Source organism: Luteimonas fraxinea, assembly GCF_021233355.1.
Taxonomy (GTDB): Bacteria; Pseudomonadota; Gammaproteobacteria; order Xanthomonadales; family Xanthomonadaceae; genus Luteimonas; species Luteimonas fraxinea.
Genome location: NZ_CP089507.1, coordinates 3,712,016 through 3,736,003, shown reverse-complemented (window position 1 = coordinate 3,736,003; position 23,988 = coordinate 3,712,016). Strand labels below are relative to the sequence as shown.

The 23,988-nt window shown below is 68.2% G+C and carries 28 protein-coding genes and 1 tRNA gene; 21 read left to right on the top strand and 8 right to left on the bottom strand.

Annotation, left to right across the window (positions count from 1 at the left end; translation table 11 throughout):
* The first annotated feature begins 112 nt into the window (after window positions 1-112).
* Both msrP and LU699_RS17030 read left to right on the top strand, forming a co-directional pair.
* Complete coding sequence (gene msrP / locus LU699_RS17035; RefSeq protein WP_232149691.1) at window positions 113-1,081, top strand: protein-methionine-sulfoxide reductase catalytic subunit MsrP; 969 nt, start codon at window positions 113-115, stop codon at window positions 1,079-1,081.
* A complete protein-coding gene (locus LU699_RS17030) occupies window positions 1,078-1,767 on the top strand; it encodes a protein-methionine-sulfoxide reductase heme-binding subunit MsrQ (protein ID WP_232136164.1) in 690 nt (229 codons plus the stop codon). Before msrP ends, LU699_RS17030 begins: the two co-directional genes overlap by 4 nt.
* Before the next feature lie 96 nt (window positions 1,768-1,863).
* On the opposite strand, the gene LU699_RS17025 is transcribed toward LU699_RS17030, so the two are convergent.
* The gene (locus LU699_RS17025; protein ID WP_232135583.1) at window positions 1,864-2,667 is read right to left on the bottom strand and encodes an FHA domain-containing protein; all 804 of its coding nucleotides are present in this window, start codon (window positions 2,665-2,667) and stop codon (window positions 1,864-1,866) included.
* Window positions 2,668-2,772: 105 nt separating this feature from the next.
* Between LU699_RS17025 and LU699_RS17020 the strand changes: the two genes are divergently transcribed.
* The gene (locus LU699_RS17020) at window positions 2,773-3,045 is read left to right on the top strand and encodes a polyhydroxyalkanoic acid system family protein (RefSeq protein WP_232135586.1); all 273 of its coding nucleotides are present in this window, start codon (window positions 2,773-2,775) and stop codon (window positions 3,043-3,045) included.
* 1 nt (window position 3,046) lies between these two features.
* Here the strand turns inward: LU699_RS17020 and LU699_RS17015 are convergent, their stop codons facing one another.
* Window positions 3,047-3,766 carry a DUF8198 family protein gene (locus LU699_RS17015; RefSeq protein WP_232135588.1) on the bottom strand — a complete coding sequence of 240 codons (720 nt, stop codon included), beginning with the start codon at window positions 3,764-3,766 and terminating at the stop codon, window positions 3,047-3,049.
* An 87-nt stretch (window positions 3,767-3,853) separates the two neighbouring features.
* Here LU699_RS17015 and LU699_RS17010 point away from each other — a divergent pair, with 87 nt between their 5' ends.
* The 3 genes from LU699_RS17010 to LU699_RS17000 all read left to right on the top strand — a co-directional run bounded on the left by LU699_RS17010 (window position 3,854) and on the right by LU699_RS17000 (window position 6,878).
* Window positions 3,854-5,083 (top strand): patatin-like phospholipase family protein, encoded by a 1,230-nt coding sequence (locus tag LU699_RS17010; RefSeq protein WP_232135589.1) that lies wholly within the window; start codon window positions 3,854-3,856, stop codon window positions 5,081-5,083.
* Between the two features lie 71 nt (window positions 5,084-5,154).
* On the top strand, window positions 5,155-5,757 hold the full coding sequence (locus LU699_RS17005) for a phasin family protein (RefSeq protein ID WP_232135591.1): 603 nt from the start codon (window positions 5,155-5,157) through the stop codon (window positions 5,755-5,757).
* 203 nt (window positions 5,758-5,960) lie between these two features.
* Window positions 5,961-6,878, top strand: a complete 918-nt coding sequence (locus LU699_RS17000) for a restriction endonuclease (protein ID WP_232135593.1) — start codon at window positions 5,961-5,963, stop codon at window positions 6,876-6,878.
* 22 nt (window positions 6,879-6,900) lie between these two features.
* Here the strand turns inward: LU699_RS17000 and LU699_RS16995 are convergent, their stop codons facing one another.
* Window positions 6,901-8,889 carry an SDR family oxidoreductase gene (locus LU699_RS16995; protein WP_232135595.1) on the bottom strand — a complete coding sequence of 663 codons (1,989 nt, stop codon included), beginning with the start codon at window positions 8,887-8,889 and terminating at the stop codon, window positions 6,901-6,903.
* Between the two features lie 141 nt (window positions 8,890-9,030).
* Between LU699_RS16995 and LU699_RS16990 the strand changes: the two genes are divergently transcribed.
* The 8 genes from LU699_RS16990 to LU699_RS16955 all read left to right on the top strand — a co-directional run bounded on the left by LU699_RS16990 (window position 9,031) and on the right by LU699_RS16955 (window position 14,833).
* The gene (locus LU699_RS16990; RefSeq protein WP_232135597.1) at window positions 9,031-9,288 is read left to right on the top strand and encodes an acyl-CoA-binding protein; all 258 of its coding nucleotides are present in this window, start codon (window positions 9,031-9,033) and stop codon (window positions 9,286-9,288) included.
* A gap of 11 nt (window positions 9,289-9,299) precedes the next feature.
* Window positions 9,300-9,926 (top strand): TetR/AcrR family transcriptional regulator, encoded by a 627-nt coding sequence (locus LU699_RS16985; RefSeq protein WP_232580304.1) that lies wholly within the window; start codon window positions 9,300-9,302, stop codon window positions 9,924-9,926.
* Window positions 9,927-9,957: 31 nt separating this feature from the next.
* Window positions 9,958-10,809, top strand: coding sequence for a hypothetical protein (locus tag LU699_RS16980; protein WP_232135601.1), 852 nt, complete (start codon window positions 9,958-9,960; stop codon window positions 10,807-10,809).
* Between the two features lie 349 nt (window positions 10,810-11,158).
* Window positions 11,159-11,233 (top strand) — tRNA-Val (locus LU699_RS16975).
* Between the two features lie 211 nt (window positions 11,234-11,444).
* The gene (locus LU699_RS16970; protein ID WP_232135604.1) at window positions 11,445-12,275 is read left to right on the top strand and encodes a transglutaminase family protein; all 831 of its coding nucleotides are present in this window, start codon (window positions 11,445-11,447) and stop codon (window positions 12,273-12,275) included.
* Between the two features lie 18 nt (window positions 12,276-12,293).
* Window positions 12,294-13,391: a zinc-binding metallopeptidase family protein gene (locus LU699_RS16965; protein WP_232135605.1), complete on the top strand. Its 1,098-nt coding sequence runs from the start codon at window positions 12,294-12,296 to the stop codon at window positions 13,389-13,391.
* Between the two features lie 123 nt (window positions 13,392-13,514).
* A complete protein-coding gene (locus tag LU699_RS16960; RefSeq protein WP_232135607.1) occupies window positions 13,515-14,165 on the top strand; it encodes a TenA family protein in 651 nt (216 codons plus the stop codon).
* Entirely contained in the window at window positions 14,165-14,833 is a 669-nt protein-coding gene (locus tag LU699_RS16955) for a TenA family protein (protein WP_232135609.1), read from the top strand. Before LU699_RS16960 ends, LU699_RS16955 begins: the two co-directional genes overlap by 1 nt.
* A gap of 29 nt (window positions 14,834-14,862) precedes the next feature.
* On the opposite strand, the gene LU699_RS16950 is transcribed toward LU699_RS16955, so the two are convergent.
* The 3 genes from LU699_RS16950 to LU699_RS16940 all read right to left on the bottom strand — a co-directional run bounded on the left by LU699_RS16950 (window position 14,863) and on the right by LU699_RS16940 (window position 17,658).
* Window positions 14,863-15,552 carry a glutathione S-transferase family protein gene (locus LU699_RS16950; protein WP_232135611.1) on the bottom strand — a complete coding sequence of 230 codons (690 nt, stop codon included), beginning with the start codon at window positions 15,550-15,552 and terminating at the stop codon, window positions 14,863-14,865.
* A 53-nt stretch (window positions 15,553-15,605) separates the two neighbouring features.
* A complete protein-coding gene (locus LU699_RS16945; protein WP_232135613.1) occupies window positions 15,606-16,976 on the bottom strand; it encodes a putative bifunctional diguanylate cyclase/phosphodiesterase in 1,371 nt (456 codons plus the stop codon).
* Window positions 16,977-17,184: 208 nt separating this feature from the next.
* Window positions 17,185-17,658, bottom strand: a complete 474-nt coding sequence (locus LU699_RS16940; RefSeq protein WP_232135615.1) for an FKBP-type peptidyl-prolyl cis-trans isomerase — start codon at window positions 17,656-17,658, stop codon at window positions 17,185-17,187.
* 216 nt (window positions 17,659-17,874) lie between these two features.
* Here LU699_RS16940 and LU699_RS16935 point away from each other — a divergent pair, with 216 nt between their 5' ends.
* The 3 genes from LU699_RS16935 to LU699_RS16925 all read left to right on the top strand — a co-directional run bounded on the left by LU699_RS16935 (window position 17,875) and on the right by LU699_RS16925 (window position 19,873).
* The gene (locus LU699_RS16935; RefSeq protein ID WP_232136165.1) at window positions 17,875-18,363 is read left to right on the top strand and encodes a YaiI/YqxD family protein; all 489 of its coding nucleotides are present in this window, start codon (window positions 17,875-17,877) and stop codon (window positions 18,361-18,363) included.
* A 58-nt stretch (window positions 18,364-18,421) separates the two neighbouring features.
* On the top strand, window positions 18,422-19,420 hold the full coding sequence (rlmF, locus tag LU699_RS16930) for a 23S rRNA (adenine(1618)-N(6))-methyltransferase RlmF (protein WP_232135617.1): 999 nt from the start codon (window positions 18,422-18,424) through the stop codon (window positions 19,418-19,420).
* 81 nt (window positions 19,421-19,501) lie between these two features.
* Window positions 19,502-19,873 carry a hypothetical protein gene (locus LU699_RS16925; RefSeq protein WP_232135620.1) on the top strand — a complete coding sequence of 124 codons (372 nt, stop codon included), beginning with the start codon at window positions 19,502-19,504 and terminating at the stop codon, window positions 19,871-19,873.
* Window positions 19,874-19,911: 38 nt separating this feature from the next.
* Here LU699_RS16925 and LU699_RS16920 read toward each other — a convergent pair whose 3' ends face one another.
* Both LU699_RS16920 and LU699_RS16915 read right to left on the bottom strand, forming a co-directional pair.
* Window positions 19,912-20,241 carry a DUF3140 domain-containing protein gene (locus LU699_RS16920; RefSeq protein WP_232580303.1) on the bottom strand — a complete coding sequence of 110 codons (330 nt, stop codon included), beginning with the start codon at window positions 20,239-20,241 and terminating at the stop codon, window positions 19,912-19,914.
* Entirely contained in the window at window positions 20,238-20,456 is a 219-nt protein-coding gene (locus LU699_RS16915) for a hypervirulence associated TUDOR domain-containing protein (RefSeq protein WP_232135624.1), read from the bottom strand. The genes LU699_RS16920 and LU699_RS16915 overlap by 4 nt, the downstream gene beginning before the upstream one ends.
* 152 nt (window positions 20,457-20,608) lie before the next feature.
* Between LU699_RS16915 and LU699_RS16910 the strand changes: the two genes are divergently transcribed.
* The 4 genes from LU699_RS16910 to LU699_RS16895 all read left to right on the top strand — a co-directional run bounded on the left by LU699_RS16910 (window position 20,609) and on the right by LU699_RS16895 (window position 23,946).
* Window positions 20,609-21,352: an AraC family transcriptional regulator gene (locus LU699_RS16910; protein WP_232149709.1), complete on the top strand. Its 744-nt coding sequence runs from the start codon at window positions 20,609-20,611 to the stop codon at window positions 21,350-21,352.
* Between the two features lie 70 nt (window positions 21,353-21,422).
* On the top strand, window positions 21,423-22,379 hold the full coding sequence (locus LU699_RS16905; protein ID WP_232135627.1) for a DMT family transporter: 957 nt from the start codon (window positions 21,423-21,425) through the stop codon (window positions 22,377-22,379).
* Between the two features lie 85 nt (window positions 22,380-22,464).
* On the top strand, window positions 22,465-22,947 hold the full coding sequence (locus tag LU699_RS16900; RefSeq protein WP_232135630.1) for a DUF4126 family protein: 483 nt from the start codon (window positions 22,465-22,467) through the stop codon (window positions 22,945-22,947).
* A 171-nt stretch (window positions 22,948-23,118) separates the two neighbouring features.
* The gene (locus LU699_RS16895) at window positions 23,119-23,946 is read left to right on the top strand and encodes a plasmid replication/partition related protein (RefSeq protein WP_232135632.1); all 828 of its coding nucleotides are present in this window, start codon (window positions 23,119-23,121) and stop codon (window positions 23,944-23,946) included.
* Window positions 23,947-23,988 lie beyond the last annotated feature (42 nt).

Below are 23,988 nucleotides of genomic sequence, written 5' to 3'. Positions count from 1 at the left end.
TTTCGGGGCCGGCAAGTATGCCGCAGCGCAACAGTTTGACGTGCATCCGATGGTTGCGCTGGCAACGTATGTCACTGGTCCACAACAGGCGCGCCGCGCCGAGGAGTCCCACATGTCATTGCGCGATGCGTTGCGGATCCGGGAGTCCGAAGTCACCGACGAAACCGTCTATCGGGACCGGCGACGCCTGCTGGCGCTGATGGCCACCGCGCCTGCGCTTACCCTCGCCGGCTGCGCCGAAGCCGAGCCGCCGCCGGCGTCGACCACGCGGGTCACGCCCGCGCAGGCACGCAGCGGTTTCCGCACCGACGAGCCGCTGACGCGCGTCGAGGACATCACCAGCTACAACAACTTCTACGAGTTCGGCACCGGTAAGGGCGATCCGTCGAGCGCGGCGAAGACATTGCGCACCTCGCCGTGGACGGTCGAGGTCGGCGGCGAGTGCGCCAAGCCCGGACGCGTGTCGTTCGAGGACCTGCTGCGCGGCGTCGCCAACGAGGAACGCATCTACCGGCTGCGCTGCGTCGAGGGCTGGTCGATGGTGATCCCGTGGAGCGGCGTGCCGCTGGCCTCGGTGCTGCGCAAGTTCGAGCCTAACGCCAATGCGAAGTACGTGGCGTTCACCACGCTCGCCGATCGCGAACAGATGCCCGGCCTGCGTTTCCGCTCGATCAATTGGCCCTACCGCGAAGGCCTGCGCATCGACGAGGCCATGAACCCGCTCGCCTTCCTCGCCACCGGCCTGTACGGCAAGGCGCTGCCGCAGCAGAACGGCGCGCCGCTGCGACTGGTCGTGCCGTGGAAGTACGGCTTCAAGAGCATCAAGTCGATCGTCGGCATCCGCTTCGTCGAGCGTATGCCCAGCACCGCGTGGAACGATCTGCAGCCGTCGGAATACGGCTTCTTCAGCAACGTCAATCCGGCGGTCGACCATCCGCGCTGGAGCCAGAAGACCGAGCGGCGTATCGCCGGCAGCGGCAACCGCCTGCTCGCCAACCGCATCGACACGCGACCGTTCAATGGCTATGCCGACCAGGTGGCGTCGCTCTACTCGGGCATGGATCTGCGCAAGTGGTACTGAAGGCCGCACCGGCGGCTCGACCGGCCCGGCCGGCGACACCGGCGGCGATCATTGCTGCCAAGGCGCTGGTACACCTGCTGTGTCTGGCGCCGCTGGCGTGGCTGGGCTGGCGCGTGTGGCAGGTATTGGGCGGCGCGAACGTCGATGTGCTCGGCGCCGAGCCGGTGGTCGCGATCGAACACGAGCTCGGCATCGGCGCGCTGCGCCTGCTGCTGATCACGCTGGCGATCACGCCCCTGCGCCAGATCACCGGCTGGACCGCTGCGCTGCGGTTCCGGCGCATGCTCGGCCTGTATGCGTTCGTCTACGCCAGCGTGCACTTTGGCGTGTGGCTGGCGCTGGATCTGGTCGGCGACCTGTCGCAGGTCGCGACCGAAATCGCGAAGCGTCCGTTCATTACCGTGGGCTTCCTCGCGTGGCTGCTGCTGGTGCCACTCGCGGTCACGTCGACCAAGGGCTGGATGCGGCGTCTGGGTCGCAAGTGGGGGCAGCTGCACAAGGCGATCTATCCGATCGCCGCGCTTGCGGTTCTGCATTTCTGGTGGATCGTGAAATCGGACTGGCGCGAGCCGGCGCTGTACGCGGGCATTCTCGCGGTGCTGCTGGGCTGGCGGGTGTGGAAGGCGGTGCAGAAGCGGCGGCTGGCTAGCGCTGCCGGCGCCCACGTCGCAACGCCCAGACGATGACACCAACGACGAAGACCGGCACCGCCAGTACGCCGAGGATGATCAGCCAGTGCCAGATGCTGAAACTTCCCATATCGGTCCTCCGTGTCCCTGGAATCAGGCCGCGCCGAACAGCAGCAGTGCGCTGAGCAAGCCTGCCAGTACCACCGCGGCGAGCAACAGCCACGGCAACGGCAGGCCGCCACCACGCCGCTCCGGCGACGCGTCCACCAGCGCCTGCGGTTCGGGTGCACGGTCGTAGCCGGCGCTGTGGCCGGCGCGCGCAGGCGCTTCGACGACGAAGCGGTGGTGCGCGTCGAATACGACCTGGTCGCCGGCCTGCAGCACCGCGTCGCGGGTCGGTTCGCCATTGACCACGCTGCCGTCGGCCGAGCCGAGATCGGTCAGCCGTACGAAGCCGCCGACGCGTTCCAGACGCGCGTGGCGATCGGCGAACCCGGGCTCGTCGATGCGGATGTCGGCTTCGGCATGACGGCCGACCAGACGCGGCCGGTCGAGGGTGAAGCTGCGGCCGTGATAGCGACCGCCGACGCCGCGCAGCACAGTGCGGGGATCGGCATCGCTGCCATCCGCGTCATCGAGATCCTCTGCAGGCGCGATGGCCGCGACGGGCGTCGTCGACACCAGCCGCAGCTCGTGGCCGTCGACGAAGATCGCATCACCGGTGCGCAGCATCGCCATACGCCGCACCTGGCGGCCGTTGACGTGCACCCCCTGCACGCCTTCGGTGACCGTGAGCCAGACGCCGCGGCGATCGACACAGAAGCGCACGCTCGGCTCACTGCCGTCGGACACCGGCGTCAATGCGCCCGCGCGGCCACGGCCGATGCCGTGCACGCCGATGTCGAGCGGCAGTTCGGGTTCGTCGGGCGTGGGGAATCGCAGCTTGAGCGCAGTCATGCGGCGGCAATCTAGCACGAGGCCGCGCGGCTGCACGCGCCGTCACTTGGTCACGGCGCCCGCTCGACGCACAATGCGCGTCCACGACAACCCGCGGAGCCTCGCATGGCTGGTATCGACATCACCCATCCCCACTCGCTGCCGCCGGCCAAGGCCCGCACCGCGGTCGAAGCCGTCGCCAAGAAGCTCTCCGAGCGCTTCGACATGAAGTACGGCTGGGACGGCGACACGCTGAACTTCAGCCGCTCGGGCGTCGACGGCGCGATCGCGCTGCTGCCGCAGAGCCTGCACGTGACCGCGAAGCTGGGCTTCCTGCTGTCGGCCATGCAGGGGCCGATCGAGGCCGAGATCCGCCGGGTGCTGTCCGAGAAGTTCTGATCTAGTCGTCGAGCGCGTACGGCGCGGGGTGTCCGGCGAACAGACGCCGCGACACCTCGCCCTCGTCGCGCTCGATCTCGGCGACGAACGCGTCCGGATCGCCCAGCGCTTCGAACGCGCCATAGCCGCGTTCCAGGAAGCCCTGCAGTTCGGTCAGACCCGCGAGCCGGGCCGGACCGCGAGAGAACGCCAGCAGCGCGGACACGCCGCGCATCTTCAAGGCCTTGCCGAAGCCGCGACCCACGCGGCCGATCAGCCGCACCTGACGCCGGCGCAGCCCCGCGCGGCCCACGTCGCGGTACGCCTCGGCGTACAGCGCGTCGTCGAGCTTGCGGCGCCGCGGCGCCAGGCGTTGCAGTGCTTCGACCATGTGCAGGTCCAGCGCCTGGCTCAACGCACCGAGTTCGATCGCGTCCGACACCGTCTCCAGCAACCGCGCCGGCAACAGCCGGCGCATCGTCGGCAGGATCCGGGCGATGTCGGCATCGCGCCGGGTGAAGTCGCGATCGCCGTAGACGTCGCCGAGGAAGAAGTTCGCGGCGGGCGCGCGCGTCGGGTCTTCGAGGAAGTGCGCGAAGCTCACGCGCAGGCGTGCGGCCTGCCAGCGGCGGAGTTCGGCCAGCCAGTGCGAGCGGGCGCGCGGATCGTAGTCCGGGTCGTGCAGGGCCTGATGCCACGCCAGCCGTCGCGCGAGGCGGGCGGAAATGTCGGATGCCGTCATCGGCGCATCTTCGACGCTGGCGGCGTCTGGAGCAATCCTTCAACACCGGCTGGCTAGACTCGGACGGACCCTCCTGCAGGCCTCGCCATGCTGTCGTTGCATCCCGCCCGGCACCGTCGCCCCCGCGCCTCGACGCGCGCACCGAAGATCGGCCTCGCCATCGCCGGCGGTGGGCCGATCGGCGGCATGTACGAACTCGGCGCGCTGCGTGCTCTCGACGAGGCGCTCGACGGTCTCGATCTGACCCGGCTCGACAGCTACGTGGGCATCAGCAGCGGCGCGTTTCTCGCTGCGGGTCTGGCCAACCGGCTCGATGTCGAGGAAATGTGCCGCGCCTTTATCACCGGCGACAGCGACGATCTGGAATTCCGCGCCGAAGACTTCCTGCGGCCCGCGTTCGGCGAATATGCACGCCGCATCGCCGGCCTGCCCCGTCTGGCGATGGACTGGAGCCGCGGTCTGCTGCCCGGCGCCACGCGCGCCGCGCTGTTCGGCGGCGTGGTGCCGACCGGCGTGTTCGACAACCGCGGCGTCGAGCGTTTCCTCGCCGAAGTGTTCTCGCGGCGCGGCCGCAGCAACGATTTCCGTGCGCTCGACGCGGCGTTGCATGTGGTCGCGGTCGATCTCGACAGTGGCGAAGCTGCGCTGTTCGGCAGCGGCGATCTGGCCAACGTGCCGATCTCGCGCGCCGTGCAGGCCAGCGCTGCCCTGCCCGGCCTGTACCCGCCGGTGCGCATCGGCGGCCGCGACTACGTCGATGGCGCGCTGCGCCGCACGATGCATGCGTCGGTGCTGCTGGAACGCGACATCGATCTGATGCTGGGCCTCAACCCGCTGGTGCCCTACACCGATCGCCCGGCGGGTACCGCGCGACGCAAGCGCCGCAGCCGGCCGCTGACCGACGGCGGCCTGCCGGCCGTGCTGTCGCAGACCTTCCGCACCCTGCTGCAGTCGCGCATGCAGGTCGGACTGGCGAAGTACGCGCAGCAGTACCCGGATGTCGACCAGTTGGTGTTCGAGCCCGGCGACGGCGCTTCGGAACTGTTCTTCCTCAACGCCTTCAGCTTCTCCACGCGCCATCGCGTGTGCGCGCTCGGGTACCGGCAGACGCTGGACGACCTGCGCAACCGCGCGGCCGAACTCGAACCGGTCCTCGGCGCGCACGGCATCGGACTGCGTCCGGAGATCCTTGCCGACGTCGACCGCACCCTGCTCGATGGCCTGCCGCCGCGGCGTACGCGGCGCACTGAAACCACCGCACGCCTGCACCGCGCGCTCGACGATGTCGAACGCCTGATCGACACGCCACCGCGCTGAGCGCTGGTGTGAAACCTCCAGATCGCCGCATGAGGCTGCGATCGTCCTGTCCACCACGTCCGGAGACACCGATGGCCACGTTCAAGAAGACCGCGAAGAAAGCCACCAAGAAGTCCGCACCGCGTTCCAGGCCCGCCAAGGGCGATGCCGCCAGCGGCGAAGCACTGTCGAAGTCGATCAGCGAATCCGCGCAGCAGATCTGGCTGGCCGGCGTCGGCGCGTTCGGTCGCGCGCAGGCCGAAGGTACGCGCCTGTTCGATGGCCTGATGAAGGAAGGCGCGGGTCTGGAGAAGACCGCGCGCGCCTACGCGAATACGCGTGCGGGCACGGTGCGCAACGCGGTGGAGACCGGCGTCGGCCAGACCCGCGATCGCGCGGCTGACACCTGGGATCGTCTCGAGAAGGTGTTCGAGGACCGCGTGCAGCGTGCGCTGGTCAAGCTCGGCGTGCCGGGCCGTGACGATGTGCAGTCGCTCAGCAAGCGCGTCGATGCATTGACCGCGGCGTTGCAGGCCAGGAAGTCCGCGCCGGCTCGCAAGGCGACAAAGGCACCCGCGAAGAAAGCGTCCGCCAAGAAGGCCCCTGCGAAGAAGGCAGCACCGCGCAAGGCGGCCACGAAGACGGCGAAGACGCCGGCCAAGCGCGCGGCGAAGAAGGTGGCGAACGCGGGCTGATCTCGGGTCGGCATTGGCCCGGCTACGAGATTGTTGGCGCATTCCCGCGGCAATTTTTGTTTCCAGCTCTGATGGCTTGCCCCCGCCCAACCCTCCCCCGCTTGCGGGGGAGGGCTTCTGCATCCAGTCCTGTTCGATCTCGACGCTGATCCGGTCCTGCGCTCGGGTATCCTGCCGCCCTGCAAGCGGACACGGACACCGGCATGACCACGCAGTGGATCGCCGCAATCGGAGTGGCGATCGCCATCGGATGTGCGGCCTCGTTCTATTTCCTGACCTTCCAGCGTCGCCGCGACGAAGCCGCGGCGGGCATCGTCGCGCTGTCGGCGATCTCATGGCGAGGCTTCATCGGCATGGTGCTGCAGGCGCTGCGCCGTCGCGGCTACGTGCAGGTGGTGGATCTGGAAGATGTGTCCGGCGACCGCGACTACATGCTCGAACGCGAAGGCGCGCGCTGGCTGCTGTCGTGCAAGCACGCCTCGACCTACGTGCTGGGCCGCAATGCGGTGCAGGCGCTGTCGAGCGAAGTGCTGCTCAAGAGCGCGGCCGGCGGCCTGCTGGTGACGCAGGGCAAGATCGACGCCGAGGCCCGCGGCGCGGCCGGCAAGCAACGCATCGAACTGCTCGACGGGGCCAAACTGTGGCCGGAACTGCGCGATCTGATGCCGGCCGGCGAACTCGACGCGATCCGCGCGAAGACCGGCGCCGTGGCCCGCCAGCGCGTGCTGCTCGGCTGGCTGTTCGCGCTGCTGGCCGGCGTGGCCGTGTTTCTGGCGATGCCGGATGCCGCGCCTGCTGCGAACGCAACCGCTGCGACGCCGTCGACCGGAACTGCGCCTGCGGCGCCAGTCCGCATCGAAGCGCCGCCGCATGCGCCGATCGAAACCCAGCGGAGCGATCTGTCACGTGCGCTCGGGACCCTGCCCGACGTCGACCGTGCGATCTGGGCGACCGGCTCGACATTGCAGGTCTTCGTCGCCCGGGTCGACGATCAGGCCAGCGTCGATGCGATCTGCGCGCTGGTGCTGCGCCATCCCGACCTGACCTCGTCACGTCTGCAGCTCACGCCGCCAGCTGACAGCGGGCAGCAGACCCGCTTCCTGCAGTGCCGGAGCTTCTGAAGCGCCGGCACTGCCTGCGGCGTTACCAGTGCACGCCGCGCATCATCGCGGCGAACGCGATCTGTTCCTGGCTCGGCGTCTCGTCGCGCAGCGCCGAGCGGTCACCCTTCGACGCAGCCGAATCCGGGAACAGTTCGAACGCCGTGCTCATGACGATCTCGTAAGCCTTCGGCGCGACCGCGTTGACCAGCGCCGCGAACACGCCCAGGCGCGTCGTGATGCGGCTGGGCTTTTCGATGATCGCCTTGACCAGCAGCCCGGCTGCCTCGTCAGGCGTCAATGTCGGCACGCTGTCGTACATCTTCGTCGGCGCGATCATCGGCGTGGCGACCAGCGGCATGTTGATCGTGGTGAAGCTGATGCCCTTGCCCGACAGCTCGCCCTGCGCGCAGCGGCTGAACGCATCGAGCGCCGCCTTCGACGCCACATACGCCGAGAAACGCGGTGAGTTCGCCAGCACGCCGATCGAACTGATGTTGATGACGTGGCCCTTGCGGCGCTTCGTCATCGTCGGCATGAACCCCATGATCAGGCGCAGGCTGCCGAAGTAGTTGAGCTGCATCGTGCGCTCGAAATCATGGAAGCGGTCGTAGCTCAGTTCGATCGAACGCCGGATCGAACGGCCGGCGTTGTTGATCAGCACGTCGACGTGCCCGTGCTCGGTCAGCACCTGCTGCACCAGACGATCGCAGTCGGCCAGATCGGCGAGATCGGCCGTGTAGGCGAACACCTTGCCGCCAGCCGCCTTCATCGCATCGCGCGCGGCGAACAGCTCGTCCTCACGGCGCGCGACGATCACCGTCACCGCGCCTGCTTCGGCCACGCGTTGCGCGGTCGCCAGACCGATGCCCGACGAGCCACCCGTGATCACCACGACCTTGTTGCGCACCTTGCCTTTGAGCGTGCGGTCGATAAAGAGATCCGGGTCGAGGTGGCGCTCCCAGTAATCCCAGAGGCGCCAGGCGTAATCCTCGAGCTTCGGCACTTCGATGCCGCTGCCGCGCAATGCGCGTTCCGCCTCGCGGTTGTCGAAACGCGTGGGATAGGTGATGAACTTCATCACCTGCTTCGGGATGCGGAAATCGCGCAGCAGCATGCCGACGAAGCGCCGCACCGGCGGCAACGCACCCACCGCGCCACGGATCGACGGCGGCACGAACGCGAACATCCGCGCGTCGAGACGCATCGTCATCTCCGGCGCATGGCCGGCGCGGCAGAACAGGTTCAACACCTCGCCCACGCGCAGCGGTTCCGGATCGGTGAGATGGAACGTGTGGCCGTCGAGTCGCGGCTTGTGCGCGATGTGATCCATCGCATCGGCGACGAAATCCACCGGCACGATATTGATGCGTCCGCCCTCGATACCGAGCATCGGCATCCACGGCGGAAACACGTCGCGCAGCTTCTTGATCAGGGTGAAGAAGTAGTACGGCCCGTCGATCTTGTCGATCGCGCCGGTCTTCGAATGGCCGACCACCATCGCCGGTCGGTAGATGCGCCACTTGATTCGTGTCTCGCGCCGCACCAGCCCCTCGGACTCGTGCTTGGTACGCAGGTAGGGATCGTCGAGCCCTTCGGCCTCGGCGTACATGTCCTCGCGGAAGATGCCCGGATACAGGCCCGCGGCGGCGATCGAACTCGTGTGGTGGAAACATCCTGCTTCGAGCGCAGCAGCGAGATCGAGCGCGTGCTGGGTGCCGTCGATGTTGGCGGTGCGCTGCGCCTCGAGCGACGCGGCCAGGTCGTACAGCGCGGCGAGATGGAAGAAGTGCTTCACCTTGCCCTTGAGCGCCCGCAGTTGCGCGGTGGAAACGCCGCAACGTTCGGCCGTCATGTCGCCTTCGACCACGATGAAGCGCTTGGCGTCCCAACCGAGGTCGCGCGCGAGTGCATCGAATTTCTTCCGCGAGTCCTTGCGGATCAGCACGTGGATCGTGCCCTTGCGCTTGAGCAGGTTGCCCACGAGGTGACGCCCGATGAAGCCGGTCGCACCGGTCACGAAGTAAGCCATCGCATCCCTCCACGCCGCCACGGTGCCGGGCGTCGTTCCCGTGGCTACGGTGCCAGAGCCGACGACGGCCCACAATCGACCGCGGTTGATTCCCTGCGACGACGATGCTGTGATGGCGACCGGCTCCCGGGAGGCTCCACGATGTCCGATGTGACGCAGGCGTTCGAAGCGGCCGCGCAACGCGTACAGGCACTCGACGCACGACCCGACAACGACACGCTGCTGCGGCTCTATGCGCTGTACAAGCAGGGATCGGAAGGCGACGTGCGTGGACCGAAGCCGGGCTTCTTCGACTTCGTCGGCACGGCCAAGTACGAGGCCTGGGGCAAGCTCGCCGGCACGCAGCGGGATGCTGCTATGCAGCAGTACATCGCGCTGGTCGACACACTCGCCGGCTGACCGGCGCCTCGATGGCACGCGATACCCGGCAACGCATCCTCGATTGCGCACTCGCGATGTTCAACACCCAGGGCGAGCCGCGGGTGACGACGAATCACATTGCTGACGAGCTGGACATCAGCCCAGGCAATCTCTACTACCACTTCCGCAACAAGGACGACATCATCGAGCAGCTGTTCGCGGGCTACGAAGCCCGCATGGACGATGCGCTCGTGGTGCCCGATGGACGCCTGCCGGAGCTGGAAGACATCTGGCTGCAGCTGCACCTGGTGTTCGAGTGCATCTGGGATTACCGCTTCCTTTATCGCGATCTGCTCGAAATTCTCAGCCGCAACCGCCGTCTGCGCGTGCGGTTCTCGCGCATCCTGCGCCGCGCCAGCGAACGCGCGCATGCGGTGATCGCCGGACTGGCACGCGCCGGCATCCTGCGCGCATCACCCGCCGAGATCGATGCGGCGGCGACGAACCTGATCGTCGTCGCCACGTTCTGGCTCAACTACAGCGCCACGCGCGGCGACCGCGACGAGCAGGTCGCGATCCGCGAGGGCATCGTGCAGGTGATGATGCTGCTCTCGCCCGCACTGCGCGATGCCGAGCGCGTGCACCTCAACGCGCTGGTCAAGGCCTATACCCACTGACGGCGCGACCGCGCCACTTCGAGAGACCACGATGGCCAAGTCCGCATGGGGGCCCTTTCCCCACCCGTCCGACGCATTCGAGTATCCCGGCGACGCCTTGAAGAAAGCCTGGCCGCGGCTGCACGCCGGTGATGCCGAACCCTTCCCCGATACGAAGCGCGCACAGGTGTTGATCGACGCCGCCGGCAAGGTCGCGCCCAAAGGCCTCGACGCCGCTGCGCTCGCGACCGCGTTGCAGGATGCCTGGCGCACGTTCCATGCCGGCGATTTCAAGACCGCATTCGATGCGGGCAGTGCGCTCGGGCCTGTCGGCGCTTCGGTGGCGGTCAAGGCGCTGGGCATCCATGCCACGCACCTGGTGAGCTCCGAGGTCGAACAGCTCAAGCGCTACGAACAGGCAGCCGCGATCGCCGAGACCGCGATCGCCGCGTTGCCCGACGACGCCAACAGCCACTACCGCCGCGCCTACGCGCTGGGCCGCTACAGCCAGGGCCTGAGCATCGCCAAGGCGCTCAAGCAGGGCATCGCCGGCAAGGTCCGCGACTCGCTGCACACCGCGCTCAAGCTCGCGCCCAAACACGCAGAAGCGCATACCGCGCTGGCTCTCTACCACGCCGAGATCATCGACAAGATCGGCGCGATGATCGGCGGCCTCACCTACGGCGCGAAGGCGGCCGAGGCCGAGTCGCACATCGCGACCGCACTCAAGCTCACCCCGCAGTCCCCGATCGCCCATATCGAGCACGGCAACGTGCTGATGCTCCTGCATGGCGCCAAGAAAGAAGCCGCTGCGGCTGCCGCGTACGAGAGAGCGGCCGGGCTGAAGCCGGCCGATGCGATGGAAGCGCTGGACGCGGCGTACGCGGCGGAACAGATCGAGTGATGGCCTTCGTCGCTTTAATGATTGGTCAAAGACCGCGACCGCGCACACCTGGCAGCCACATCAGAGCCCGTCGCCCCGGCGCAGGCCGGGGCCCAGCGACTCCGGCTAGGAGCGCAACTGATTCCTGACCGCGTGAAGGCGCTGGATCCCGGCGTACGCCGGGATGACGGGTTCCGGTTTTTTCGTCATACCGCCGATTGCGTAGCACCTCGTCCCGCAATCCACCCGCAACACCCGCTTGTCGCCAACCCGAATCACCCGTAGAATTCGCGTCCCGATCGCGCCACCCCTTGCGGGTCCAGCGCTGCGGAGACGGCCCAGGCAGTTTGCCCGCCCCTCCGAACGATCCGGGCGGTTAGCTCAGCGGTAGAGCATTGCCTTCACACGGCAAGGGTCACAGGTTCAATCCCTGTACCGCCCACCAGACACCACGCGTGTGCGAGAAAGCCGGCCCGAGCGCCGGCTTTTTCGTACGCGCGCGTTCCAGCACTGCACGCGCTCCCTCGCCGTCCGCGATCGACGGTCACATCCCTGTGTTCCGCTGCGTGTCGTGCGCCGGTTGAACCGGCGCTCTCCACGTCCGCTGCACGACCCCGCGCCTACTTTGGCGCACCTCCAAGGAAGATCCCCCCGCAATGCGTGTCCAGGCCGGCTGCGAACTCTCGATCGAAACCGATACCGCCAGCCCGGTCATCGCGATGCTGCGCCCGCGCGACGGCGTCGCGAAGTGGCGCATCAACGATCGTTCGGGTTTCGAGCGCAGCCACGGATTCGACGAGCACGTCGACAGCTTCGGCAACCGCTGCCAGCGCTTCGTCGTGCCGAAGGGCCTGACCCGCGTGCGGATCGACACCACCGTCGACACGACGCCCGATATCAAGGTGGCGCCCAACGCGCCTGCGATCGATCCCGGCGCGCTGCCGGCCGATACCCTGCAGTTCCTGCTGCCCAGCCGTTACTGCCCGTCCGACCGCAGCGCGATGTGGGAACAGGCGCGCAACGTCGTCGGTGGTGCCGCGCCGGGTTACGCCCAGGCCGAGGCAATCCGTCGCTGGATCGCCGCGCATCTCGAGTATCGCTACGGCGTCAGCAATGCGAGCACCGATGCGCAGGACACCCTGGCGCACGGCGCCGGTGTCTGCCGCGACTTCGCCCATGTCGGCATCACCCTGTGTCGCGCGCTCGACATCCCCGCGCGCATGGTCGTGGGCTGGTTGCACGACCTCAAGCCGATGGACATGCATGCCTGGTTCGAGGCCTACCTCGGCGGCACGTGGTACACCTTCGACGCCACCCAGTCCGCCCCGCGCGGCGGACGCGTGGTGATCGCGCATGGACGCGACGCCGCCGACGTGGCGTTCCTGACCAGCTATCGTCCGCTGCGCACCTTGTCGCTGCGCGTGTGGGCGGATCTGGAGTGTCCTGCCGCTCGCACGTTCGACGACGATCTCGGCCACGCGGCCTGATCCCGGAGCGACCCTGCCATGCAACTGTTCAAGTGCTCGCATTGCGAGCAGGTGCTGTATTTCGAGAACACCGCATGTCTGCGTTGCGGCAAGACTCTGGGCTTTCTGCCGCAGACGCTGACGCTCGAAGCGCTGGACCTCGACGCCGGCGAGTGGGTCACGCCTGCGCGGCCCGGCGCGCGCTTCAAGTTCTGCCGTAACGCCACGCATTCGGCCTGCAACTGGCTGCTGCCGACCAGCGATCCGAACGGCTACTGCCTCGCGTGCCGGCACAACCGTACGATCCCCAATCTGGGCGATGCCGAACGTCTGGCCGACTGGCAGAAGATCGAAGTCGCCAAGCGACGCCTCTTCTACACGCTGCTGCGCCTGCAACTCCCGACGCCCGCGCCGGGCAGCGGCGACCCGCAGCCGCTGTCCTTCGATTTCCTGGCCGACCCGAAGACCGGCCCCAAGGTCATGACCGGCCACGACAACGGCCACATCACGATCGCGCTCGCCGAAGCCGATGACGCCGCGCGCGAGGCCACGCGCATCGCGATGGGCGAGCTGTATCGCACGCTTCTCGGCCATTTCCGCCACGAGATCGGGCACTACTACTGGGACCGGCTGGTGCGCGACGCCGGCGAGGACGAACTCGCGCGTTGCCGTGCGCTGTTCGGGGACGACCGCCAGAGCTACGGCGACGCCCTGCAGCGCTACTACGACCACGGCGCGCCCAACGACTGGCAGGCCGCACACGTCAGCCCGTACGCGACGATGCATCCCTGGGAAGACTGGGCCGAGACCTGGGCGCACTACCTGCACATCGTCGACACGCTGGAGATGGCGTCGGCATTCGGCATCCGCATCGCACCGGACGTCGCCGACGATCCGTCGATGGAAACCGATCTGTCGTTCGATCCGCATCGCGTTGCCGACATCCAGCGCCTCGTCGATGCCTGGTTGCCACTGACCTGGGCAATCAACAGCCTCAACCGCACGATGGGTCATCCGGACATCTATCCCTTCGTGATCGCGCCGCCCGTGGTCGAGAAGATGGCCTACATCCACGGCCTGATCCGGCGCGCCCGCCGCTCGGCTGCCGCGCGACCGGCCACGCCCGTCACGCCCTGAGCGCAGCAGCGCGACTTGGACGCAAGCGCCACGCTGCACCACAATCACGCCTCGCCAGCGACACGCGGCACGCCGCAGCGCCCGCCGCCCTCCGCGCCTGTCGCGCCCTGCCCCGGAGTTGTCATGAGCCTGCGTTTCAGCGAATCCCTGCGCCAGTCCTGCGAGGCCACCTGGACCCGCGCCGTCGAACACCGCTTCGTGACGGAACTCGGTGAAGGCCGCATTGCCGACGATGTGATGGCGGCCTATCTGATCCAGGACCATCGCTTCCTCGACAGTTTCCTCGTGCTGCTGGGCGCGGCGATCGCCAGCAGCGATTCCTTCGAATCGCGACTGGTACTCGGCCGTTTCACCGGCATGGTCTGCGGCGAAGAGAACACGTATTTCCTGCGCGCCTTCGACGCGCTGGGCGTCGACGCCGACACGCGCACCCGCGCGCCGGATACCGCGCCGACTGCCGGCTTCAAGGCGATCATGCGCGAGGCTGCGGCGACGCGTTCCTACGCCGCCACGCTCGCCGTACTCAACGTCGCCGAAGGCCTGTATCTCGACTGGGCGCAGCGCGTGCCACGCCCGCTGCCGACGCACTTCGTCCACGCCGAGTGGGTCACGCTGCACGACAATCCGATGTTCGTGGAGTTCGTCGCGTTCCTGCGGGCCGAACTCGACCGCGTCGGGCCCGACGATGCCGCGCTCGCGCAGGATTTCTTCCAGCGCGCGGTCGATCTCGAGCTCGCGTTCTTCGATGCCGCCTATGCGGAACGCACCGCCTGATGTCGCTGTTCGAACGACTCAAGGCTGCGGCACCGAGCGAGTGGACAAGCTATGTCGATCACGCGTTCGTGCGCGGCATGGGCGACGGCACGCTGCCCGAAGCCGCGTTCCGCACGTATCTGGTGCAGGACTACCTGTTCCTGATCCAGTTCGCGCGCGCGAATGCGCTGGCCGCCTACAAGAGCCGCACGCTGGCTGATCTGCGCGCGGCCAAGGACGGGCTGTCGGCGATCGTCGACGTCGAACTCGATCTGCACGTGCGGCTGTGCGAACGCTGGGGCCTGTCGCCAGCCGACATCGAGGCCGCGCCGGAGCATCAGGCCACAGTCGCCTACACCCGTTTCGTGCTCGATTGCGGCATGTCCGGCGACCTGCTCGATCTGCATGTCGCACTGGCGCCTTGCGTGCTCGGCTACGCGGAGATCGGACGTGCACTGGCGCCCGCGGGTGTCGACGCGCTCAACGAACATCCGTATCGCGAATGGATCGGCGAGTACGCCGGTGACGCCTATCAGGCGGTCGCGGCGAATGCGTCGCGCCATCTCGACGATCTGGGTGCGCGTTATCTCGGTCCGGGTCGCTTCGACGAACTCGCCGCGCTGTTCGGCAAGGCCTCGCGCCTGGAAGCCGACTTCTGGCAGATGGGTCTGGACGCGGCCGGGCACTGACTGCGGCGAGAACCGGCCCGATTTTTGGATCAGGCTCGCTTCTGTTTCAGCGCCTCGTAATGCATGTCCTGCAGCTGGTGCGCATCGATCGTCGCGCATTGCTCGGCGATCGCCTCGCGATGCGCCGGCCGTTCCCAGCAGCGCGCGGTGTAGGCCTGAAGCGCCTCGAGACCATCGAGCAGTTCCAGCCGATGCGCGATCTTCAGCACCGACGACAGCATCAGATCGGCGACCGAAAAGTCGTCACCGACGATCCACGTCCGCGTGCCCAGCGCGTCCTGCAGTTCGCGCAGGCGCGTGCGCGCGGCCTCCTCGACGACCGGGCGACGCGCGGCTTTTTGCGCGGGGTCCTTGGTGAAATACGCGACCTCGGCGACGTTCATCAGATACGGCTCGATCGAGTTCAGCGCCGCGATGACCCAGCAGGTCGCGAGTGCGCGCTCGCCGGGATCGGCCGGCAACAGCTGTCCCGCGCGCGTCGCGACATCCAGCACCACCGCGCCGGATTCGAACAGCGGCGGCCGGCCGTCTTCTTCGAGTACCGGCACCTGGCCGAAAGGTTGCGCGCGGCGGTACTCGGCGGATTTCATGCCCGGCGCGTCGAGCAGGCGCACCTCGTAGGGCCAGCCCACCTCGCGCAGCACCCAGCGCACGCGGTGGTCGCGCACCTGCCCCGCCGCGAACGGCGGCGCCCATTTCATCGCGGTGATCCGGATCATGCCCGCCCTCCCGTGCGTCGGATGGGCGCAGGCTGCGACGGCCATGTGTAGGATCAGGTGAACGCCCGGGCAGGCGCCGGCACTGCGTCGCGCACCAGCGTTTCGAACGCGGCGACCGGCATCGGACGCCCGAACAGATAGCCCTGGAACAGCTGGCAGCCCTGCCCCTGCAGGAATGCGAACTGCGCGTCGTCCTCGATGCCTTCGGCGATCACGTCCAAGCCCAGATCGATGCCGAGCTGCAGCAGGTTGCGGGTGATGCTGGCCGCGTGCGCGTCGCGGACGACCTCGGCGACGAAAGCGCGGTCGATCTTGAGCTCCGAGAACGGCAGCCGGCGCAGCGACGACAGCGAGGCGTAACCGGTGCCGAAGTCATCCAGCGACAGGCGAACGCCTGCAACGCCCAGCGCGCGCATCGACGCGGCCGCTTCCGCCACGTCGTGCACCAGCACGCTTTCGGTCAGCTCCAGCGCCAGCCGCTCGGGCGCGACCTCGGTGCGCGCGAGGGTTTCGAGCACCTGCGCGGCGAAATCCGGTTGCCGCAGTTGCAGACCGCTGACGTTGACCGACAGGCGTACGTCGCGCAGTCGCGGATCGGCCTCCCACACCTGCAGCTGCCGGCAGGCCTCGGCCAGCACCCACTGCCCGAGTGGGAGGATGAAGCCGGTGTCTTCCGCCGCCTGCACGAATTCGGCCGGCGGCACCAGGCCGCGTTTGGGATCGTTCCAGCGCAGCAGCGCTTCGGCCCCGACGATGCGACCGCCGGCATCGATCTGCGGCTGGTAGAACAGCACGAAGCGGCGTGCGGCCAGCGCATCGCGCAGCGACCGGTGGAGCGCGCGATGCGCGGCGCTGTCGCTCTCCTGCAGGTGCATGACGACCAGCAGGCACGCGACGACGGTGAGCAGGTTGATCCAGATGCCGACGCGGCGCAGCTCATCGGGAATCGCATAGCGCGCCGGCACGCCTTCGGGCATCGCCGCGAAGACCACGAATGCGCCGAGGAACAGGCAGACGCACCCGTAGCGCAACCACGCGCGTTCGCTGCGGAACACATGATGCGCGGCGCCGGCCAGCACCAGCAGGAACAGATGGGTCGTGCGCGGGATGTCGCCGGTGTGGACATCGAGCCGGGCGGAGAACAGGCACACGAATGCGAACAACCCGAGGAAGGCCATCCACGACGCGACACGCACGTGGCGCAGGCGCGCGGCGAGGATCACGGCGATGCCCAGAAGCGCCAGCGCGGCCTCGGTCAGCGCGACCAGCCCGGCGCCCTGGCTGAAGAAGAAGAGGCTCCAGCCGAGGCCGAGCGCGAGAATGATCGCGCCGGTGGCGAACAACAGCCGCAGCGCGCGTTGGTTGCGTCGCGCCTCGAGTCCATCGCCCGCTCCACTGACCCCGGATGCACTGGCGGATTCCATCGCGCCCAAGCCCTCCCCCGTTCAGGTCGATGGTAGCCCGGGCGGTGGATGGCGTGCGCTGGCGCAGCAGTTTCAGAAAAATCCGCGGCATTGCGCCACGGCGCAGACACGGACGGATTGCCGCGTCTGTAAAGACGGGCGCACGCGAGTTGCATCGCGTGCCCCGTCCGCGACATCCCGGCGCGCTGCGCCGGGACGGTTGACACGATCAGGCGGCCTGCTGGAGGACCTGGCCGACTTCCTTCTCTTCGTCTGTCGCGTCGCGCACGGCGACGATTTCGATCGCGAAGTGCAGGGTCTTGCCGGCCAGCGGATGGTTGCCGTCGATCTTGACCTCGGTGTCGCCGACTTCGACCACGGTCACCAGCATCGGACCGGCGCCGCCCTGGGCCTGGAACTGCATGCCGGGTTCGATGGTGTCGATGCCTTGGAACGCCTGACGCGGCACGGCCTGGACCAGGCTGTCATTGCGCAGGCCGTAGCCTTCTTCGGGCTTCACATCGACCTTGAGCGTATCGCCGGCCTTGCGGCCTTCCAGTGCCTGTTCCAGGCCCGGCACGATGTTGCCGCCGCCATGGAAGTACGGCAGCGGATTGGCTTCGGCCGACTTGTCGATGACGGTACCGTCGTCGTCGGTGAGGGTGTAGTGGAACGTGGCGACGCGCGCAGCGGCGATCTCCATGGACGAACTCCTTGGATGGGAATGGAAAGAAGGGAAATGCTGCATCAGGCACCGGTCGAACACACGGTGCAGCAGCGATGGAACGCCGATCACGATACCGATCGGGCCGGTTGCGCGCAAACCTTCGGCCCTGCGTGTTCGACATCCGTACACTTCGACGAGGCGCGGCGAATGGCCGGAATTCCCGCGTATCCGCCGCATTTCGACTGGAGCACGATGCACACGAACGACGTCGACACCGACACGCCGCCGCAGATCTGGGTCGATGCCGACGCCTGCCCGGTGGTGATCCGCGACATCCTGTTCCGCGCTGCCGAGCGCGCGCAGGTCCACGTGACCTTCGTCGCCAACCAGTGGTTGCGCACGCCGGGTTCGCGTTACCTGCGCGCGCTGCAGGTCTCCGGTGGCTACGACGTCGCCGACGATGCGATCGCCGCGCGTGCACGCCCGGGCGATCTCGTGGTCACCCAGGACATCCCGCTGGCCGCGCGCGTGATCGAACGTGGCGCCGATGCGATCGATCCGCGCGGCCAACGCTTCACGCCCGACAACATCGCCGAGCGCCTGTCGATGCGGAACTTCATGGACGAACTGCGCGGCGCCGGCGTGCAGACAGGTGGCCCCGCGGCCCTGCACGCGCGTGACCGGCAGACGTTCGCCAGCCGACTGGACCAGTGGATCGCAGGACGCAACGCGCGACGGTGAGCACTTCGATGCGCACGCCTCTCTACTGCACCGCCGCCATGCGGTCCACAATAGCGGCATGTCACGTCCCCAGTCCCCCACCGAACCGCAGCTGATGCATCCGCGCAACCGCCACCAGGGTCGGTACGACCTCAAGCGGCTCTCCCGGGTCACACCTTCGCTGCAGCCTTTTCTCGTGCGCACGCCTGCGGGCGACACCAGCGTGGATTTCTCCAATCCGCGCGCGGTGCGCTTTCTCAACCAGGCGCCGCTGAAGGCCGACTACGGCATCGCGCACTGGGAAATTCCGGAGTCGTATCTGTGCCCGCCTGTACCGGGCCGCGCGGACTATGTCCACGGACTTGCCGACCTGCTCGCGGGCGACCGTGACGGCGATATTCCCCGTGGCGATGACGTGCGGCTGTTCGATCTCGGCACCGGTGCGAACGTGATCTACCCGCTGCTTGGACACACCGAGTACGGCTGGCACTTCGTCGGCTCGGACATCGACGAGACGGCGCTGCGTATCGCCGAATCGATCGTGCGCGGCAATCAGCTCGGCAGCGCGATCGAAGTCCGCCCACAGACGCTGCGCGGCCATCTGTTCCACGGTGTTCTGCGCCCGGGGGATCGATACGCCGCCACGCTGTGCAACCCGCCGTTCCATGCGTCGGCGGCCGAAGCCAACCGCAGCGGCCGCGACAAACGCCGCAATCTGGCGGCGCGTTCCGACGGTCCGCCGCGCGCGTCGCGCAAGCTGCCGCTGAACTTCAGTGGCCGTGACGGCGAGCTCTGGTGCCAGGGCGGTGAAGCGCGATTCGTGCGCAAGATGATCCGCGAGAGCGTGGATTTCGGATCGCAGGTGCTGTGGTTCAGCAGCCTGATCTCGAAGTCCGCGCATCTGCCGGGGTTGCGCGCCGAGCTGCGCAAGGCTGGTGCGGTGGATGTCCGCGAGGTGGCGATGGCGCAGGGCAACAAGCAGAGCCGGTTCTTGGCCTGGACGTTCCAGGGGACCGATGCCCGCCGTGACTGGTGGCGTGCGCCGGCACACCCGACGCTGGGCCACGGCAAGCCCTGACACACACGCCGGGCGCTGCCCGGCGCTGCTTCGCGCAGCCCGCTTCTACGCTGGTCCTCCCGTTTCCGGAGGTCCGGACCGATGGCCATCCGCCTGCGCTGGTGCGCGCTTCTGCTGGCAGCCGCCGCGCTGATGCCCGGTCACGGACGCGCCCAGGACCAGACCGGCGAACAGGGTCTGCTGTGGCGGGCGGGCGATCCGTTCGTATTCTGTCGGTACGGCATGCGGCACAGTCCGCGCGCCTGGTATCCCGTCGCCGACTACACGCGGTCGCTGCCCAGACCCTCGCCGGGTTACTGCCCCGTTCCGACCACCTGGTGCTACTACCAACGCGGTTGGACGATGGACGAGATCGCCGCCTACTTCACCTACCTGCGGATCTGCCCACAGGCCGAGCGTTCGGGCCGCTGGGACGGCGCCGGAGACGGCACGCAGGCGCCGTTCTCGCACTGACGCTGTCCATCGATCGACAAGAGCAACGCGCTCGCCACTCACGCCGGATCGTGACCCCAGTTCATCAGCGAGTGCCGCCACGGCGTGTCGCAGATGTCGCCTTCGGGGCGCTGCGCCAGATGCCGATGAACGTAGCCAACGACCTTGCGCATGTGTGCGAAATCGTCGGCGGTGTAATCGTCCTGGCGCTTGCGCAGCAGTCGGACGATGCGACGTCCGGACGCGTGCCCCACCGACTCGCCCCCAGTCTCGCTCTTGTCGCCGACCGCGCGTGAGGCTTCGGTGTCGAGCCAGGCGTCGAGTCGGGCCGGCGCCATGTTCACGGCGTCGCGGAAAGCATCCAGCGTCTCGCGGTCCGCGTCCTTCATGCGCGTTTGCCCGTGCGCTTCAGTGCGTCCGGCTTGTGCGCGGCCTTCGCGCCGGTCTTGTCGCTGACGACCAGATATTGCGGGTCGGCTTTCGAAGCCGAAACCTTGTGCCCCTTGATCTTCGTATCCGACGTCAGCGTCTTCTCCACCTTGCCGCGCGTCTTGCCCTGCGGGATCTGCCATTCGACCGCGGTGCCCTTCTTCAAAGTGTCCATCGTCGGCGCCTCTCCGGATGCTGGGATGGACAGCGTCCGCGCCAGCGTGCCCGGTGGAAGTGAAGTTCCGGAGTTCAGCCAGTGAACGGCACGGGCCCCCGCGACCCCGCTGCTAGCATGTGGTTCCGGTCCCCGCCCCGGCGCCCACGCCCATGTGCCTGTCGCCCTGCCCCATCGCCATCCGCTCCTACGGCGCCGACAGCACCGTCGACCGTCACGACTTCGCGCAACTCGTGCTGCCGCTGACGGGCGAACTGGCGATGGACATCGCCGGCCGCGAAGCGCGACTCGACCGCCACGTCGCTGCCTTCGTCGAAACCGGCGCGCGCCATGACCAGATGAGCCGCGTCGAGAACCGCTCGATCATTCTCGATCTGCACACCGGTGCGCTCGACGACGACGCGATGGAACGGTTGGCGCGCCGTCCCTACATCGCGATGTCGCCCGATGCGATCAGCCTGGTCTGCTACATGGGCCTGCAAGCGGCGCGCGGCGCGGTGCCCGAACACCGGACGCGGCTGTGGATGCCGCTGCTGGTCGATGCACTACTCGGCGACGCCGCCGGGCCGGTCTCGCGGCTCGCGCGCCTGCGGGCCATCGTCGAGGCGGAACCCGGTCAGGCCTGGACGGTGGCGTCGATGGCCGGCCGGATCGGCGTCAGCGCGAGCCGGCTGCACACGCTGTTCCAGCAGGAACTCGGACAGACGCCGCGGGCCTGGCTCGCCGATGTGCGTCTTGCACGCGCGCGTCATCTGCTCGCGCAGACCGCACTGCCGATCGCCGAACTCGCCGGCCTGTGCGGCTACGCCGACCAGAGCGCGCTGACCCGGGCGATGCGCCGTGCCAGCGGCACGACGCCGGCGCTGTGGCGGCGCCAGGCAAGAGCCAGGGCCTGAAACACGCGAGTCCCGGTCAAGACGGCGAACGGCGCGAGGCCTACGCTGCACCGGCATCGCGGAGGCCGGCATGTCGGGCACACACAACAACACCCTCGTTGGAATCGCCTGCGGCATCGGTGCGGGCGCGCTGTGGGGACTGGTGTTTCTCGCGCCGGAACTGGCACGCGATTTCGCACCGCTGCAGCTGGCGATCGGGCGCTACCTGTTCTACGGCCTGTTCTCGGCGCTGCTGCTCGCGCCGATCTGGCGCGGCCTGCGCATGCGACTCACACGCCGCGACGGATGGGTGCTGGTCTGGCTCGCGCTGAGCGGCAACGTCGTCTACTACGTGCTGCTGGCGAGCGCGGTGCAGTTGGGCGGCATCGCGATGACCTCGCTGGTGATCGGCTTCCTGCCGGTGGCGGTGACGATCATCGGCAGCCGCGACCGGGGCGCCGTGCCCTTGCGCCGGCTTGCACCCTCGTTGCTGCTGTGCGCCGCGGGCGCGCTGTGCATCGGCTGGCAGGCGATGTCGATGCCGGCCGATGGCGATGTCGGCCGGCATCTGCTCGGCCTGCTGTGCGGCATCGGCGCGCTCGCCTCGTGGACCTGCTTCGCCGTGACCAACAGCCGCTGGCTCGCGCGCCTGCCGCAGGTGTCGGTGCACGAGTGGAACCTGCTCACCGGCATCGTCACCTGCGCGCTGACGCTGCTGCTGGTGCCGCTCGCGCTGCTCTTGCATCGCGACGCGCACGCGCCGTCGGCATGGCTGTTGCTGCTCGGTGTTTCGGCCGGTGTTGCGCTGTTCGCATCGATGCTCGGCAACGCGCTGTGGAACCGCATGAGCCGGCTGCTGCCGCTGACCCTGGTCGGCCAGATGATCCTGTTCGAAACCCTGTTCGCGCTGGTTTACGCTTTTTTGTGGGAGCAACGCCTGCCGACGCTGCTGGAAACGATCGCCTTCGCGCTCGTCGTCGCCAGCGTTGCCAGCTGCCTTGCCGCCCACCGCAACCGGCCTGCGCCGATCGCCATCGGGAGCGTCTGAGCGCACGCGACGACATCGGATTCACTGCCGCGCTGGCATTGATCCGGTTCGGTCCGCATCCGCGGACACCGGATGGATATTCCCGATGGCACTGATCCACTCGATTCTGATGGGCGCCGTGGCCGGCATGCGCGCGATGACGCCGCTGGCCACGGTCGCCAACGCGGCCTGCAACGGCACCCTGCCCCGCGGCAATGGCGCACCGCGTCTGCTGTCGAACCGGCTCGCCTCGACCGGCGCCAAACTGCTCGCCGCCGGCGAACTCGCAGGCGACAAGATGGAAGACGCGCCGGACCGCATCGTGCCCGCCGGCATGCTGGCGCGCATCGTCACCGGCGCGATCGCCGGCATGGCGCTGGCGCCGCGCGAACAACGCCCGCTCGCGGCAGTGCTCGGCGCCGGCGCCGCGGTCGGCATGGCCTACGTCACGTTCAATCTGCGCGTCCGCGCGATGCGCCGGTTCGGGCAGAAAACAACCGGTGCGGTCGAAGACGCGATCACCGTCGGCAGCGCCACGCTGATCGCGCGCAGCGCGGCGCCGAAGCGCCGGGGTCTGCTGCGCCGCTGATCCACGCGAAGCGCGCCCCGACGCGCTTCCAGGTCACCACGTGTGCTTTGAAGCATCGCGGGATGCACTGTCAGCGCCTGCGCGTGCGCATGGGAATCCGCACTGCGCAAGTCTCAACATCCGCGAACGGGCGCCCCTACAATGCGCGCCCCCCGGTCGTGGTCGTCCCGCATGCACATCGTCGTTCTCGAAGAACTCAAGGCCTACATCGATCCGTTGACCACCGACGAGTACGAGGCGCTCGAGCGCAGTCTGCTCGCCGAAGGCTGTCGCGATGCGCTGGTGCTGTGGGGCGACGTGCTCGTCGACGGCCACAACCGCTATGGCATCTGCCAGAAGCACGACATCCCGTTCAACACCATCCAGAACACGCGCTTCCAGTCGATGGAGGACGTGCATCTGTGGATGATCGAGCAGCATCTCGGCCGCCGCAGCGTGTCCGACTACCAGCGCGGCGTGCTGGCCCTGCGCAAGCGCGACATCGTCGCCGCGCGGCAGCAGGCCCAGCGCATCGCTGCACTGGAGACCGTGCCGGCCACCGACGCCTCGGTCGAGGACACCGAGGATCGCCCGCCGTGGGACGACGCGCCCTCGCAGGTCAGCCGCGCCGAACTCGCGCGCGAAGCCAAGCTCAGCAGCAACCAGGTGGCGATGATCGAACGCATCCACGCCCAGGCCACGCCCGAGCTGGTCGAAGCGCTCAAGTCCGGCGCCATCTCGATGAGCGCGGCTGCGGCGGTCGCCAGCCTGCCCGAAGACGAGCAGCGCAGCGCCGCCCAGGCCGGAAAGGCCGAACTCAAGCAGGCCGCCAAGCGCGCCCGCGATGCGAAGAAGCGGCCGAAGCCCGGTAGCGATGGCGAGACGGCTGACGACGGCGGCTCGCCCGCACCCGATGCGAAGGCACTGCAACGCCGCGTCACCGAACTGGAACGCGAGAACGAAGACCTGCGCGGCCAGATCGAAACGCTGCAGAACCAGATCGTGCGACTGCGCGGCTGACGCGCCCTCGCCTTTCGACGGCCCACAGCACATTGCGCGGAG